At 69.8% G+C, this 14,904-nt stretch carries 10 protein-coding genes; 9 read left to right on the forward strand and 1 reads right to left on the reverse strand.

From position 1 onward, the window contains the following. Positions 1 to 16: 16 nt before the first annotated feature. The 4 genes from LZ199_RS32690 to rsmA all read left to right on the forward strand — a co-directional run bounded on the left by LZ199_RS32690 (position 17) and on the right by rsmA (position 10,655). Complete coding sequence (locus LZ199_RS32690) at positions 17 to 5,749, forward strand: DnaJ domain-containing protein (RefSeq protein WP_253997663.1); 5,733 nt, start codon at positions 17 to 19, stop codon at positions 5,747 to 5,749. A gap of 215 nt (positions 5,750 to 5,964) precedes the next feature. Then, the gene (locus tag LZ199_RS32695) at positions 5,965 to 8,703 is read left to right on the forward strand and encodes a response regulator (protein ID WP_253997664.1); all 2,739 of its coding nucleotides are present in this window, start codon (positions 5,965 to 5,967) and stop codon (positions 8,701 to 8,703) included. A gap of 57 nt (positions 8,704 to 8,760) precedes the next feature. Beyond that, positions 8,761 to 9,756, forward strand: coding sequence for a tRNA (adenosine(37)-N6)-threonylcarbamoyltransferase complex transferase subunit TsaD (tsaD, locus tag LZ199_RS32700; protein ID WP_163867376.1), 996 nt, complete (start codon positions 8,761 to 8,763; stop codon positions 9,754 to 9,756). 14 nt (positions 9,757 to 9,770) lie between these two features. Beyond that, positions 9,771 to 10,655: a 16S rRNA (adenine(1518)-N(6)/adenine(1519)-N(6))-dimethyltransferase RsmA gene (rsmA, locus tag LZ199_RS32705; protein WP_253997665.1), complete on the forward strand. Its 885-nt coding sequence runs from the start codon at positions 9,771 to 9,773 to the stop codon at positions 10,653 to 10,655. Positions 10,656 to 10,691: 36 nt separating this feature from the next. On the opposite strand, the gene LZ199_RS32710 is transcribed toward rsmA, so the two are convergent. After that, positions 10,692 to 10,973, reverse strand: coding sequence for a hypothetical protein (locus LZ199_RS32710; RefSeq protein ID WP_253997666.1), 282 nt, complete (start codon positions 10,971 to 10,973; stop codon positions 10,692 to 10,694). A gap of 228 nt (positions 10,974 to 11,201) precedes the next feature. On the opposite strand from LZ199_RS32710, the gene LZ199_RS32715 reads away from it, so the two are divergent. The 5 genes from LZ199_RS32715 (at position 11,202) to LZ199_RS32735 (ending at position 14,873) form a co-directional block, all read left to right on the forward strand. Further along, positions 11,202 to 11,846 (forward strand): deoxynucleoside kinase, encoded by a 645-nt coding sequence (locus LZ199_RS32715; protein ID WP_253997667.1) that lies wholly within the window; start codon positions 11,202 to 11,204, stop codon positions 11,844 to 11,846. Between the two features lie 165 nt (positions 11,847 to 12,011). Next, positions 12,012 to 12,938, forward strand: a complete 927-nt coding sequence (gene panB / locus LZ199_RS32720) for a 3-methyl-2-oxobutanoate hydroxymethyltransferase (RefSeq protein WP_253997668.1) — start codon at positions 12,012 to 12,014, stop codon at positions 12,936 to 12,938. Positions 12,939 to 12,940: 2 nt separating this feature from the next. Then, complete coding sequence (panC, locus tag LZ199_RS32725) at positions 12,941 to 13,795, forward strand: pantoate--beta-alanine ligase (protein WP_253997669.1); 855 nt, start codon at positions 12,941 to 12,943, stop codon at positions 13,793 to 13,795. A 16-nt stretch (positions 13,796 to 13,811) separates the two neighbouring features. Further along, positions 13,812 to 14,303 carry an SsrA-binding protein SmpB gene (gene smpB / locus LZ199_RS32730; RefSeq protein ID WP_253997670.1) on the forward strand — a complete coding sequence of 164 codons (492 nt, stop codon included), beginning with the start codon at positions 13,812 to 13,814 and terminating at the stop codon, positions 14,301 to 14,303. A gap of 33 nt (positions 14,304 to 14,336) precedes the next feature. After that, positions 14,337 to 14,873, forward strand: coding sequence for a ClpXP protease specificity-enhancing factor SspB (locus LZ199_RS32735; RefSeq protein WP_253997671.1), 537 nt, complete (start codon positions 14,337 to 14,339; stop codon positions 14,871 to 14,873). Positions 14,874 to 14,904 lie beyond the last annotated feature (31 nt).

Raw genomic sequence — 14,904 nt, forward strand, 5'->3', positions numbered from 1 at the left:
CTACACTGCGGCGAGGATGACTCCGTCGCAGGCCGCCGAAGCGCTGTACTCCGCCCACAAATCCCGAGCCACGGGCTGGCTGACGCTGTCCGCTGGAGGGCGCGAGTCGCGGCTGATGTTGCGCGAGGGCGACCTCGTGGGGACTCGGCTGGGGTTCGGATATCAGAGTCCGGCGCAGGCCTTGTTGCAGAGCGGGTTGTTGAGCGCGGAGGCGTTGGATGCGCTCTGGGCGCGGGGTGGTGCGGGCGAGGCGGACGAGGAGCTGCTGGAGGAGCACGGGCTGGAGCGGGACGCGGTGGTGGAGCAGCAGGTGCTGGCCCACGTGCGGCGGTTGAGTGAGCTGGCGGAGCGCGCGGCGTTCGAGCCTGGGAGCGTGGAGGCGGAGTTCCAGCCCATCTCCGGGGTGAGGGTGGTGCGGGCGGCGCTGGAGCGGCCGGGGGCGGGAGGGGCGAAGGGGCGGGTGTTCCGGTGCGCGGATGTGGCGGCGTGCGAGCCGTGGCTGACGGATGCGTCCGAGCGGGAGTTGCTGGAGACGCTGGGGGAGTTCCGTGAGCCGGAGTCGCTGACGCCCGCGCGTGAGGCGCTGCTGCTCGTGCTGGAGCGCGAGGGTGGGGTCGAAGCGCTGTCGGTGGAGGAGTGGGAGGCGAGGGAGGAGGCGCGGAGGCAGGAGGAGGAGGCCGCGCGCAAGAGGGCGGAGGAGGAGCGCGTCCGTGCCGAGGAGGAAGCTCGGCGGGCGGAGGAGGCTCGGCTTCGCGCGATTGAAGAGGCTCGGCTGGCGGAGGAGGCGAGGCTTCGCGCGATTGAGGAGGCCCGGCTGGCGGAGGAGGCCCGGCTTCGCGCTGAGGCGGAGCGGCTGGCGGAAGAGGCTCGGCTGGCGGAGGAGGCGAGGCTTCGCGCGATTGAGGAGGCGCGACTCGCGGAAGAGGCTCGGTTGGCGGAAGAGGCCCGGCTCGCTGAAGAGGCCCGGCTCGCTGAAGAGGCTCGGGTTCGTGCGGAGGAAGAGCGTCGCGCGGAAGAGGCCCGACTCGCTGAAGAGGCGCGGCTCGCTGAAGAGGCGCGGCTCGCTGAAGAGGCTCGACTCGCTGAAGAGGCTCGACTCGCTGAAGAGGCTCGACTCGCTGAAGAGGCTCGGCTCGCTGAAGAAGCTCGGGTTCGTGCAGAGGAAGAGCGTCGCGCTGAAGAGGCTCGGCTCGCGGAAGAGGCCCGGCTGGCCGAAGAGGCTCGACGGGCTGAAGAGGCCCGACTCGCTGAAGAGGCGCGGCTTGCTGAAGAGGCCCGGCTTGCTGAAGAGGCGCGGCTCGCTGAAGAGGCGCGGCTGGCCGAAGAGGCTCGACTCGCTGAAGAGGCCCGGCTGGTCGAAGAGGCTCGTGCCCGCGCGGAGGAAGAGCGTCGAGCTGAAGAGGCACGACTGGCCGAAGAGGCACGGCTCGCTGAAGAGGCACGGGTTCGTGCCGAGGAAGAGCGCCGCGCGGAAGAGGCTCGACTCGCGGAAGAGGCCCGGTTGGCCGAAGAGGCCAGGCTCGCTGAAGAAGCTCGGGTTCGTGCCGAGGAAGAGCGCCGCGCGGAAGAGGCTCGGTTGGCGGAAGAGGCCCGACTGGCCGAAGAGGCACGGGTTCGTGCCGAAGAAGAGCGACGTGCGGAAGAGGCTCGACTCGCCGAAGAGGCTCGACTGGCTGAAGAGGCTCGGGTCCGCACCGAAGAAGAGCTTCGAGCTGAAGAGGCTCGACTCGCGGAAGAGGCTCGGCTGGCGGAAGAGGCTCGGCTGGCGGAAGAGGCTCGGCTGGCGGAAGAGGCTCGACTCGCCGAAGAGGCTCGGGTCCGCGCCGAGGAAGAGCGACTCGCGGAAGAGGCTCGACTCGCGGAAGAGGCTCGGGTCCGCGCCGAGGAAGAGCGTCGAGCGGAAGAGGCACGCCTAGCCGAAGAGGCTCGACTCGCCGAAGAGGCTCGGGTCCGCGCCGAGGAAGAGCGTCGAGCGGAAGAGGCACGCCTAGCCGAAGAGGCTCGACTCGCGGAAGAGGCTCGAGTCCGCGCCGAGGAAGAGCGGCTCGCCGAAGAGGCACGACTCGCCGAAGAGGCACGACTCGCCGAAGAGGCACGACTCGCCGAAGAGGCACGACTCGCCGAAGAGGCTCGGATCCGTGCCGAGGAAGAGCGGCTCGCCGAAGAGGCACGACTCGCCGAAGAGGCACGACTCGCCGAAGAGGCACGACTCGCCGAAGAGGCTCGGATCCGTGCCGAGGAAGAGCGTCGAGCGGAAGAGGCACGCCTAGCCGAAGAGGCTCGGCTGGCGGAAGAGGCTCGACTCGCTGAAGAGGCACGACTGGACGAAGAGGCACGGGTTCGTGCCGAAGAAGAGCGTCGCGCTGAAGAGGCCCGACTGGCCGAAGAGGCTCAGGTCCGAGCTGAGGAAGAGCGTCGAGTTGAAGAGGCTCGACTCGCGGAAGAGGCTCGACTCGCGGAAGAGGCCCGGGTCCGCGCCGAGGAAGAGCGACTCGCGGAAGAGGCTCGACTCGCCGAAGAGGCCCGGCTGGCGGAAGAGGCCCGACTCGCGGAAGAGGCTCGACTCGCGGAAGAGGCCAGGGTCCGCGCCGAGGAAGAGCGACTCGCTGAAGAGGCACGACTCGCCGAAGAGGCTCGGATCCGTGCCGAGGAAGAGCGTCGAGCGGAAGAGGCTCGGATCGCGGAAGAGGAGCGGCTGGCTGAAGAGGCCCGGCTGGCCGAAGAGGCTCGACGGGCTGAAGAGGCGCGGCTTGCTGAAGAGGCGCGGCTCGCTGAAGAGGCCCGGCTTGCTGAAGAGGCCCGGCTCGCTGAAGAGGCGCGGCTCGCTGAAGAGGCGCGGCTGGCCGAAGAGGCTCGACTCGCTGAAGAGGCCCGGCTGGTCGAAGAGGCTCGTGCCCGCGCGGAGGAAGAGCGTCGAGCTGAAGAGGCACGACTGGCCGAAGAGGCACGGCTCGCTGAAGAGGCACGGGTTCGTGCCGAGGAAGAGCGCCGCGCGGAAGAGGCTCGACTCGCGGAAGAGGCCCGGTTGGCCGAAGAGGCCAGGCTCGCTGAAGAAGCTCGGGTTCGTGCCGAGGAAGAGCGCCGCGCGGAAGAGGCTCGGTTGGCGGAAGAGGCCCGACTGGCCGAAGAGGCACGGGTTCGTGCCGAAGAAGAGCGACGTGCGGAAGAGGCTCGACTCGCCGAAGAGGCTCGACTGGCTGAAGAGGCTCGGGTCCGCGCCGAGGAAGAGCGTCGAGCGGAAGAGGCTCGACTCGCCGAAGAGGCTCGGTTTCGTGCCGAGGAAGACGCCCGGCTGGCAGAAGCGGCCCGGATCCGCGCCGAGGAAGAGCGTCGAGCGGAAGAGGCTCGACTCGCTGAAGAGGCTCGACTCGCTGAAGAAGCTCGACTCGCTGAAGAGGCCCGGGGCCGCGCGGAGGAAGAGCGTCGCGCCGAAGAGGCCCGGCTGGTCGAAGAGGCTCGACTCGCGGAAGAGGCTCGGGTCCTCGCCGAGGAAGAACGCCGTGCCGAAGAGATTCGGCTCGCTGAAGAAGCCCAGCTCCGTGCCGAAGAAGAGCGTCGCCTCAAAGCGGCTCGACTGGCCGAAGAGATTCGGATCGCCGAAGAAGCCCAGCTCCTCGCGGAGGAGGAGCGACTTGCCGAGGAAGCACGGCTCGAGGAAGAGGCGCGTCACGCCGAGGAAGTCCGTCTCGAAGTCGAGCGTCGTAGCGCGGAAGCGGTACGTCGCGCGAAGGAAACACGTCAGGCCGAACAGGCCCGCCTCGCGGAAGAACAGCGCCTCGCCGAAGAGGCCCGCCAGGCCCAGGCCGTCGAGCTCCCCGCCCCGTCGACTCCCGCAGCCGATGCCTCGGATGACATCGACGCGCTGACTCTCGACGTCGGCGACATCATCCCGGCGGACCCCGACGAAGCCCCCCCCGCGAACCCGTTCCCCCGCGCCTCCAACGTCCCGCCGCTCGCGGCGTCTTCAGCCCAAGCGGACCTCCCCCTCCACGCCGAGAGCCGCGAGGCCCTGCGCTCCGCCAGGGACCGCGCCCAGGCGGAGCTCCTCCACGACATGGAGGAGGCCCTGCGGCGCTCCAGGGCGCAGCCACTCGAACCCTGGCTCGCGGACGAGCCCCCCGGCACCGTGCCCCCCACGCGGACACGGGACCAGGTCCCCGTCCAGGACGAGTCCTGGCGCGCGAGGGACACCGTCCTCACCCCACCGGCCGAGTCCGAGGCCGAGCTGCCCCTGCTCGATTTCGAGCCGGAGCCCGAGCTCTGGGCCGACGCGGTCCCCGCGGGAGATCCACTCCCCACACCGCCCGCCCTGCCGCCACGCCCCGCCGCGGGCCCGCCGGTCCTCACCCCCGTCGCCAAGGCCGGCCCTCCCGTCCTCATGCCCGTGGCCCCCGAGCCGGGCCCCACCGAGGAGCCCGCCGAGCCGGAGGCCGACGACAGCCTGTGGGCCACGCGCCCCGCACCCGCCGCCGCGCCGCCGCCGCTGCGCCTGGGCCCCACCCCGGGCAGGAAGGCCACCGAGGACGACCTCTGGCGCATCGTCTCCTTCGACAAGGACGAGGCCGCCGAGACGCTGACCGCCTCCTTCGAGGCCGCGCTCCAGCAGGTCGATGCCCACCTGGAGACGCTCGTCCGCTCGGATGTCAATCAGGCGAACGTCGACGAGCCTCCAGTCGAAGGCATCGTCGAAGCGACCATTGAATCTGACTTCGAGACCTTCCCCGGTGACAACACCGGCCCAACTGGCGAGACTGCGTGGTCCGAGCCGTCCGGTGATCTGGACGACTGGGACTTCGACGAGGACGACGTGGCAGCGGATCCCTCCAACCCCGACGAGGCAGCGAAGCTGCGGCGCCAGCGCCTGCTGCGCCGTGCGATGGAGAACATGGGCGTCCTCGGCAACCGAGGCCCCCCGCCCACCGCCACCGCCACGCCCGGAGCAGAGCCGGCCCCCGCCGCCACCCCGGCCGCTCCCACCGAGCCCCCCAAGCCGGACGAGGCGCGCCACGCCCAGCAGATTGAACAGCGCTTCGCCGACATCCAGGCCCGCAAGGACCACTTCTACGTGCTGGGCGTCCCCCAGGACGCCACGAGGGATCAGGTCAAGTCCGCGTTCCTGAGCCTGGCCAAGGTCTTCCACCCGGACCGCCTGCCGCCGACGCTGCCGCACCTCGCGCAGAAGATCACCTCCGTCTTCGAGGCCATCCGCGAGGCCTACGAGGTCCTCTACGACGACGCCCGTCGCAAGGCCTACATCCAGAACCTCCAGGCCCAGCAGTCCCTGCCCAGGGCCCCTGCCTCCCAGGGCAACGCGTCCTCGTCGTCCCGCCCCGCCCCCGGCCGGCCGGAGAGCAGCCCCGACGACCTCTACAAGATGGGCGAGGTCTACTTCCGCAAGCGCGACTTCCTCACCGCGTCGGACCACTACGAGCGCGCCTACGCGCTGGACCCCAAGGCGACCTACCTGGCCGCGCGCGCCTGGGCCATCTACATGGACCCCTCGCGCAAGGCGGACATGGCCAAGGCCAAGCAGATGATGGCGGATGCGGTCCGCACCGACCCGAACTGTGACAGGGCCCACTACCAACTCGGCGTCATTGCCCGTGTGGAGGGCGACATGGACCGGGCCGAGCGCCACTTCCGCGACGCGGTGCGCTCCAACTCCAAGCACCTGGAGGCGAACCAGGAGCTGCGGCTGATCGACATGCGGAAGAAGAACCCACCCAAGAAGGGGGGATTCTTCCGCTGAGGCCGCCTCCGGCGCCCCACATCGTACCCCGGCGGATGGGAGCCTCGGCCGGGGGCTCGCGCTACCCTCCGGGGCCTGCTCGCACCCCCTGGTTGATCGGGGGGCAGCCAGCTTCCCCGCCGCTCCAACCCATTGACATGCCTGGAAAGCGGGCAGGATGCTCCCCCGCGCCGGGCACTTCCGCGAATCGTCCTCCGTGATGAAAGGCAAGTAACGTGGCCAAGCAGCACCTGCTCCTGGTGGATGGGGACGCGAAGAGTCTTCGCGTGATGGAGGTCAGCCTGAAGAAGGCCGGCTTCTCCGTGACGACGGCCATCCACGGCAAGGACGCCATCGAGAAGGTGCAGATCAGCCCGCCGGATCTGGTGCTCGCGGACACCAAGATGCCGGAGATGGACGGCTTCGAGCTGTGCAAGACGCTCAAGTCGGATGAGCGCTTCAAGTTCATCCCGTTCGTCTTCCTGACGAGCCAGAAGTCGGTCGAGTTCAAGGTGCGCGGCCTGGAACTCGGCGGCGACGACTACCTGACCAAGCCGATCTACATCAAAGAGATCGTCACCCGCGTGAAGATGATCCTCCAGAAGGCGGAGAAGGAGAGGATCGAAAAGCGGGAGACGACGAAGGGTGGCTTCGCCGGCAGCCTCGCCGACATGGGCGTGGTGGACCTGGTCCAGACGTTCGAGATTGGCCGCAAGACGGGCGTCATCTCCATCCAGGGCGAGCGCACCGGCACCGTCTACTTCAAGGAAGGTCGTGTCATCGACGCGGAGCTGGGCCGGCTCAAGGGCGAGAACGCCTTCTACCGGTTGCTCAACACGTTCGAGGGCCAGTTCGACGTCCAGTTCACCTCGCTGGACAGGCCCGAGCGCATCGAGATCTCCACGCAGGGCCTGTTGATGGAGGGCATGCGGCGCCTGGACGAGTGGGGGCGCATGCTCGAGCAGCTGCCTCCGCTGGAGACGGTGTTCGAGATTGACTACCACCAGCTCGCCGACCGCCTCTCGGAGATTCCGGACGAGGTGAACGGGCTGCTGCGCCTGTTCGACGGCAAGCGCGCGCTGAGCCGCGTGGTGGAGGACTCGGACTTCGAGGACCTGGCCGCGCTGGGCATCATCAGCAAGCTGTACTTCGAGGGCCTCATCCGCGAGCTGGGCAACGCGCCGCTGGAGCCGGTGCAGAGCAGCAAGCCCGGCATCGAGCAGTGGCTCAACGCGGCCCCGCCGGTGAGCGCGCCCGTGGAGCCCGCGCCCCAGGCCCCGCCTCCGAGCGCGCCCGTGGAGCCGGAGCCCCCGGTCGCCGTCGAGCCCGTGACGCCGGAGCCGCCCGCCGTGCGCGCCATGCCGCACAGCGTGCTCGCGCCGCCCGCGGGAGTGGAGGAAGAGCCCGTCACGGCGCCGCCCGAGGAGCACCTCGCGCCCGCGCCGGCGATGCCCGCCGAAGTCGTCGTCTTCCACGCGCGCCCCAAGCGTCAGGGCCCGGTGGTGGAAGACCCGGCGGATGCGGATGGAGATGCGCCCACGTTGCCACCCGTGGTGGCCGAGGGCTCGTCCTTCCTCGTGGAGCCGCCTCCGGCCCATCGCGCGGTGGAGCACGCGCACCGCAGCCTGCTGCTCGACTGGAGCCGGGTGGACACGGAGGGCATCAGCGCGCCCACGACGTGGGGCCCGGGCTCGGTGTGGTCGCCGGGTCCGCGTGGCTTCGGGTCGAACGGGAACTCCTCTGCACAGGCCTCGGCCGCGAGCGCTCCCTTCGCCGAGCCCGTGACGGCCTCGCGCGCGCCCATCTTCGGGGGCGCGGCGGTGGGGCCCAATCCCTTCCCGCCCGTGCCGCCTCCCACGCCCGCGCCTCCGTCTTCCGAGGTGACGCTGGTGAGCGGCAACGAGTCCTCCGGCGTCGACGTCATCGCGGAGGTCGAGGAGGTCCCCGCGTCGCCGCCGCAGCAGCTCGCGCTGCCTCCGTACCCGGGGCATGGCGTTCCCGAGCGTCCCGTCGCCGTGCCCTCCATCCCCGAGGAGCCGCCGACGCCGTCCGCGCCGCCTCCATCGCTCGTCACTCCGGTGACGCCGACGCCCGTGGTGGCGCCGACGCCCGTCATCACCGCCGCTCCGGTGACGCCGTCGAGCCTGGCTTCCTCCTCCGACTCGGAGGGAACTCCCGTTCGCCCCAAGCGCACGGGGCTCTACGTCGCGGGGGCGCTGGCCCTCATCGGCGCGGTGGCTGCGGTGGTCGTCCTCGGAGGCCGAGGCGAGAAGCCGCTGGACACGCCGCCTCCCGAGCCACCGAAGGTGGGGACCGTCCAGACGCCGCCGAAGCCTCCGGACCTCGCCGTGCCTGTGCCCGCGGAGGCTGACTCTGGCACCGCCGTCGTCGTGGCGCCCGCCGCGACGGACTCCGGCACGGCTGTCGTCGTGCCCGCCGCGACGGACTCCGGCACGGCTGTCGTCGTGCCCGCCGCGACGGACTCCGGCACGGCTGTCGTCGAGACGCCCGTGGCCGCCGAGCCCGACGCGGGCACCGCCGTGGTGGAAGCGCCCCCCGCCGCGGCGGACTCCGGCACCGTGCAGGCAGCAGTGGACCCGGAGGCGGAGTACGCGGGGCTCCTCAAGCAGGCGCGCTCCGCCATCGTCGGCAGTCGCTACAAGTCCGCGGCGGCGTTCTTCCGCAAGGCGCTGGCCTTCAAGCCGGGCTCCACCGAGGCGAAGGCGGGGCTGGGCATCTCCCTGGTCAACGGCTTCGAGTCCGAGGCGGCCTTCCGAGAGGCCACGAAGCTGCTGGCGGATGTCGTGCGCGACGAGGAGAGGAACGCACGGGCCTGGCTGTCGCTGGGCATGGCCTACCAGTCCATCGGGAAGAATTCCCAGGCGGCCGACGCCTACAAGAAGTATTTGATGCTGGAACCCTCGGGGGCGTCCGCCAACGAGGTCCGCACGATGCTCAAGACGCTCGGCAACTGAGTGGGCGGCGGACCTCCCGGCGCTCTCCCCGCCCTGCTGGAAGTGAAGTGAGTCGCCTTGCTCGTCCTCGGCCTGGAAACCTCCTGTGATGAGACCGCCGCCGCCGTCGTGGAGGACGGGCGGCGCGTGCTGTCGGACGTCGTCTCCACCCAGGTGGACATCCACCGGCGCTGGGGCGGCGTGGTGCCGGAGCTGGCCTCACGCAATCACATCGTCCAGGTGATGCCCGTCATCCACGAGGCCCTGACGCGCGCGCAGAAGACGCTCGACGACGTGGACCTCATCGCCGTCACCTCCGGCCCGGGCCTCATCGGCGCGCTGCTGGTGGGGCTCCAGGTGGCCAAGGGGCTGAGCCTCGCCACCGGCAAGCCCTTCGTCGGCGCCAACCACCTGGAGGGCCACCTGCTGGCCATCCGGCTCTTGGAGGACGCGCCGGAGCCGCCGTTCCTCGGCCTCGTCGTCTCGGGGGGACACACCAGCCTCTACGACGTGCAGGCGTTCGGCCACTACAAGCTGGTGGGCAGCACGCGCGATGACGCCGCGGGCGAGGCGTACGACAAGACGGCGCGCATCCTCGGGCTGCCGTACCCGGGGGGACAGCCCATCGACGAGCTCGCGAAGAAGGGGGACCCGGCGGCCATCCGCTTCCCGCGCGCATTGCCGGGGGACAACTTCGACGTGTCCTTCTCCGGGCTGAAGACGGCGGTGCTCCACCACGTGCAGAAGCACGGCGTGCCCCAGGGACAGGCGCTGAACGACTTGTGCGCTTCGTTCCAGGAGGCGGTGGCGGACGTGCTGTCGAAGAAGCTGGTGGCCGCCGCGCGCAGGCTGGGCCACAAGAATCTCGTGTTGTGTGGAGGCGTGGCCGCCAACTCGCGGCTGCGGGCGCTGTGTCAGCAGCGCGCCGAGGAGCGGGGGCTGCGCATGTTCCTGCCGCCGGTGCGGTTGTGCACGGACAATGGCGCGATGATCGCCGTCGCGGGGTATGAGGCCTGGCGCCGCGGTCTGCGCGGAGACTTCCGTCTGGCGGCTGACCCCGCCTGGCGCATGTGAGCAAGGACACCCGGTTGGAATCGCCCAGAGACATCCTCAAGCGCCATGGCCTGCGCCCGAAGTACAGCTGGGGCCAGAACTTCCTCGGAGACGAGGAGGCCCTCGAGGCCATCGCGGACGCGCTGCACCTGCGCGCGGGTGAGCCCGTCGTGGAGCTGGGGCCCGGCCTGGGCCACCTCACCCGCTTCCTCGCCGCCACCGGCGCGCTCGTCACCGCCGTGGAGCGGGACAGGGACATGGTGACGGTGCTGGAGAAGGAGGCCATCCCCGGGGTGCGCGTGGTGGCCGGCAACGCCGCCACCGTGGACTTCGCCGAGGTCGCCGGAGCGCCCGAGGTCGCCGTCATCGGCAACCTCCCGTATCACCTCTCCAGCACCATCCTCTTCCGCGTGCTGGAGCAGCGCGCCCGCGTCTCGCGCGCCGTCTTCACGCTGCAGAAGGAAGTGGTGGAGCGGCTCGCCGCCGAGCCCGGCACGCGCGAGTACGGCCTGCTCACCGTGCTGCTCGGCCTGCACTTCGACGCGGAGAACGTCCTCACGCTGGAGGCCTGGCGCTTCCATCCGCCACCGAAGGTGGACTCCGCGGTGCTGTCGCTCACGCGCCGCAAGACGCCGCGCGCGCCCATCATCGACGAGGCGCGCTTCACCCGCGTGGTGAAGGCGTCGTTCGCCCAGCGCCGCAAGACGCTGCTCAACTCGCTGAAGTCCGACAAGGCGCTGGCCTCACCCGCTGAGCTTCTGGCCGCGCTGGAGACGGCGGGCATCGACCCGATGCGCCGCGCGGAGACGCTCGCGCCGGAGGAGTTCGCGGCGATTGAGCGCGCGCTCGGCCCCGTGGCTCCGGGCACGGTGACGCCCAAGGTGGACCTGTCCGACGACGAGGGTTCCGCGGAAGAGTAGGGGAGGGGGCGGGCGTCTGCTCGCCTGCCTGCCTCGCTAACGGCAGCGCGTTCCGAGGGCCTGGAGCAGTCCGCCCTGTTGCTCCAGGAACGCGCGGAACTCCGCCTCGGGGATGCGCATGCGGGCCAGCACGTCGCGGAGGATCTCCTCCACGGTGCCGTCCTTGCGCCGTTTCAACTCAAGGGCCGTCTTGAGCAGCACCACGCCGTAGAGCGGGTCTGCTTCCACGGGAGGCTGCTCGTCCGGTGCCTTGGGCGCGGCGCTCTGGCGGGCCTCTTCCAGCCGCACCACTGTCTTCGCCCGCTGCCTTCCACTCATGACTGAAGGGCACCCCGCGCACACACCATGGAATCGGTGCGGACCGTAAGGGGATGTCCCCCACAGCGTCAAGCGAGCCCTGGGGGTTCCCGTCATCCCCCGGGTCGTGGAAAATTGCCGATCCATGCGGCCATGTTGTGTTATCCGCGCCCCCACGCGAGGCCCCGCGTCCTCGTCAGAGGCGGGCATGGGCCGCACCGCGCATTCCGGGTCGGGAGGCCTCGGCGGATGGACTACCGGTACATCGTGGTCGAGGGGCCCATTGGCGTCGGAAAGACGAGCCTCTCCAACATCCTGTCGGAGCGGCTGAGCGCGCGACGTGTCCTCGAAGTGGTGGAGGAGAACCCCTTCCTCTCCAGCTTCTACACGGACCGGCAGAAGTTCGGCTTCCAGACGCAGATCTTCTTCCTGTTGTCGCGCTTCCGGCAGCAGCAGGAGCTGTTCCAGCAGGACCTCTTCCGCTCCGTCACGGTCAGCGACTACCTGTTCGCCAAGGACCGCATCTTCGCCCACCTCAACCTGGACGCCCACGAGCTGGCCCTCTACGAGCGCGTCTTCGAGGCGCTCGGGCCCCGCGTCACCAAGCCCGACGTCGTCGTCTACCTCCAGGCCCGCCTGGACGTGCTGCTCCAGCGCATCAAGAAGCGGGGCCGCGAGTTCGAGCGCAAGTTCGACTCCACCTACCTGGAGGGCCTGGTCCACGCGTACAACAACTTCTTCTTCCACTACACGGAGACTCCGCTCCTCGTGGTGGACACGTCGGATATCGATTTCGTGAATAACGAGGCGGACCGGGAAGACTTGCTCGCGGCCATCCGGAAGGCGAAGCCGGGGACGCAGCATTACCTGCCCAAGGCCTCCCGGCGGCCCTGATTCCGGGCCTCTGTCGGGTTGGCCGCTGATGAAGTCCCACGGGCGCCCGGGCGGCGTTAGAGTGCGGGGGCCGACTTCGCGGCCTCCGGCGATCCCCAGTGGGGACGGCGAGGGGCAGCGAGGCGGCTTGAGCCGTATCCACCCTCACCCATCAGGAGGTGAACCGTGAAGGACAAGGTCACCATCCATTCGTTGAAGCGCTTCAAGCAGATCGGCCAGAAGATCTGCATGGTCACCGCATACGACGCCACGTTCGCCCACATCCTGGACCAATCGGGTGCGGACGTATTGCTCGTCGGTGACTCGCTGGGCATGGTCATCCAAGGCCATGACTCCACGCTGCCCGTGACGATGGACCAGATGGTCTACCACTCGGCGGCGGTCACCCGGGGCGCGAAGCGGGCGCACGTGGTGGGAGACATGCCCTTCTTGAGCTACCAGGTCTCCCCGCACGAGGCCGTCCGCAACGCGGGCCGGCTGGTGACGGAAGGCGGCGTGGGCAGCGTGAAGCTGGAGGGTGGCGCCGAGTTCGCCGACACCGTCCGCGCCATCGTCCGCGCCAGCATCCCCGTCATGGGGCACCTGGGGCTGACGCCGCAGTCGGTCCACAAGATGGGCGGCTATGTCGTCCAGGGACGCGACGAGGAGCAGGCGCGCAAGATTCTCGACGATGCGCTCGCCCTGGAGGCCGCTGGCGCCTACGCGCTGGTGCTGGAGGGCGTGCCGCTGGAGCTGGCGCGCACGATTACGCAGAGCCTGTCCATCCCCACCATCGGCATCGGCGCGGGACGTTATTGCGACGGACAGGTGCTCGTCTGTTACGACCTCTTGGGAATGAACCCGGACTTCAAGCCCAAGTTCGTCAAGCGCTACGCGAACCTGCACGGCTCCATCACCGAGGCCGCCGGCGCGTTCTTCTCGGAGGTCCGCCAGGGCGCGTTCCCGGACGAGGACCACTCGTTCAAGGCGACCAAGAGCATCCGCCTGGTGGCCCCCGCGGCCGTGGGCGCGGGCGCGCCTCCGGAGGGCGAAGTCGCCGCTCCCGCCGAGGGTGAGGAGAAGGTCGGCCCCGTCTACGGGATTCCGGTCTAGCCATGGCACCCGTCGTCCTCCACACCGTGGCTGAAGTGAAGACGTGGGCGGCGGGGCTGCGCCGTGAGGGGCGCCGGCTCGCGCTGGTGCCCACCATGGGCTTCTTGCACGAAGGGCACCTCTCGCTCATCCGCGAGGGGCGCCGTCGCGCCGACGTGGTGGCCGTCTCCATCTTCGTCAACCCCACCCAGTTCGGTCCCCGCGAGGACCTCTCGCGCTACCCGCGCGACTTCGAGGGCGACCTGGCCAAGTGTGGCGAAGCCGGCGCCGACGTCGTCTTCGCGCCCGTGCCGGAGGCCATGTATCCGCCCGGCTATGAGACCTACGTCGAGGTGACGGAGGTGAGCCAGGGCCTGTGTGGCGCCCGCCGTCCGGGACACTTCCGGGGCGTGGCCACCATCGTCACCCAGCTGCTGGCCCTCTTCCGGCCCGACGCGGCCCTCTTCGGGGAGAAGGACTACCAGCAGCTCCAGGTCATCCGCGCGCTCAACCGCGACCTGCACCTGGGCGCGGACATCGTCGGGATGCCGACGGTTCGGGAGACTGACGGGCTGGCGATGAGCAGCCGAAATGCCTACCTGTCCCCCGAGGAGCGGCAGCGAGCGCTGTCCCTGTCGCGAGGACTCCGGGCCGCGCTGACGCTGCTGCAGGGCGGCACGCGGGACGCCCAGGCGCTGACGGGCGCCGTCCGGCACGAATTGACCTCCGCGGGGCTGCGGGAGGACTACGTGGAGCTGGTGGACGCCGAGCGCCTCACGCCTCTCACCTCGGTGGTACCCGGGCAGGCCGCTCGCCTGCTCGTGGCGGCCTTCAGCGGCAACACACGCCTCATCGACAACATGGCGCTTGGCGGTTAGGAGACCCAGGACACGTATGGCATCGGGTGGAAAGTCGAAGGGGCCGGCAGGCGGCGAGCAGGGAATCAAGGTCGTCGCCGAGAACCGGCGTGCGCGCTTCGACTACACCGTGGACGAAAAGGTGGAAGCCGGCCTGGAGCTGACGGGAAGCGAGGTGAAGTCACTGCGACAAGGGGAGGCGAACCTCTCGGACTCGTACGCCCTTCCCAAGGGCAGTGAGCTCTTCTTGCTCAATGCCCACATCGGTTCCTACAAGTCCGCCAGCGTGTTCGACCATTTTCCCACGCGCGGCCGGAAGCTGCTGATGCACCGGGCCGAGATTGACCGTTGGACCACCAAGGTGCGGGAGCGTGGTTATTCCATCATCCCGCTTGTGCTGTATTTCAAGCAGGGGCGCGCCAAGGTGGAGCTGGGGCTCTGTCGGGGCAAGACACACGAAGACAGGCGCCACGACATCAAGGAACGGGAGACGAAGCGGGAGATGGACCGGGCCGTGCGCCGTCGTTGAGCGCGACCGCATTTCTTACCGCCGTACCACCGGATGGAAGACACGAAGGATTTGGACAAGAAGGAGCGGCTGCTCGCCTCGCTGGACCAGGGGATGGTGATGATCCACCTGGACGCGCGAAGGCCGGGCGTGCTCGTTCCCGCATCACTCCGGGGAGAGGCCCATCTGCGCCTCAACCTGTCGTACCGCTTCGACCCACCGGACCTCACGGTGACCGAGTGGGGAGTGCGCTGCACGTTGAGCTTCTCGGGCTCGCGCTTCACGGTGGCGGTGCCCTGGTCGGCGCTGTTCGCCATCGCCAGCCACGTGACGAAGGAGTCGTGGATGTTCATGGAGGACATGCCGCCGGAGCTGCTTCAGCAGTCCGCCGTGGCGCGTCCTCCGCCGCAGCCGCTCCCGGTGCCCGTGGCCGCCGAGCGTCCGCGCACCTTCCTGCGCGAAGTGCCCACCGAGCCGCCCGCGGACGAGGTGGTGGCGTCAGCGCCGCCTGCTCCTGAAGTTCCGCCGCCCGAAGGGCCGAAGGATGACTCGCCTCCGCCGCGTCGGGGACACCTGCGTCTGGTGAAGTGACGAAGGGCGAGGGCCACGAATCCGGTGGCCC

Origin of the sequence: Myxococcus qinghaiensis, from assembly GCF_024198215.1 — a bacterium.
GTDB lineage: Bacteria > Myxococcota > Myxococcia > Myxococcales > Myxococcaceae > Myxococcus > Myxococcus qinghaiensis.

Coding starts and splice junctions, on each gene's coding strand:
- LZ199_RS32690 (WP_253997663.1), top strand. CDS start 17: ATGACTCCGTCGCAGGCCGCCGAAGCGCTGTACTCCGCCCACAAATCC.
- LZ199_RS32710 (WP_253997666.1), bottom strand. CDS start 10,973: ATGAGTGGAAGGCAGCGGGCGAAGACAGTGGTGCGGCTGGAAGAGGCC.
- LZ199_RS32715 (WP_253997667.1), top strand. CDS start 11,202: ATGGACTACCGGTACATCGTGGTCGAGGGGCCCATTGGCGTCGGAAAG.
- panC (WP_253997669.1), top strand. CDS start 12,941: ATGGCACCCGTCGTCCTCCACACCGTGGCTGAAGTGAAGACGTGGGCG.
- smpB (WP_253997670.1), top strand. CDS start 13,812: ATGGCATCGGGTGGAAAGTCGAAGGGGCCGGCAGGCGGCGAGCAGGGA.
- LZ199_RS32735 (WP_253997671.1), top strand. CDS start 14,337: ATGGAAGACACGAAGGATTTGGACAAGAAGGAGCGGCTGCTCGCCTCG.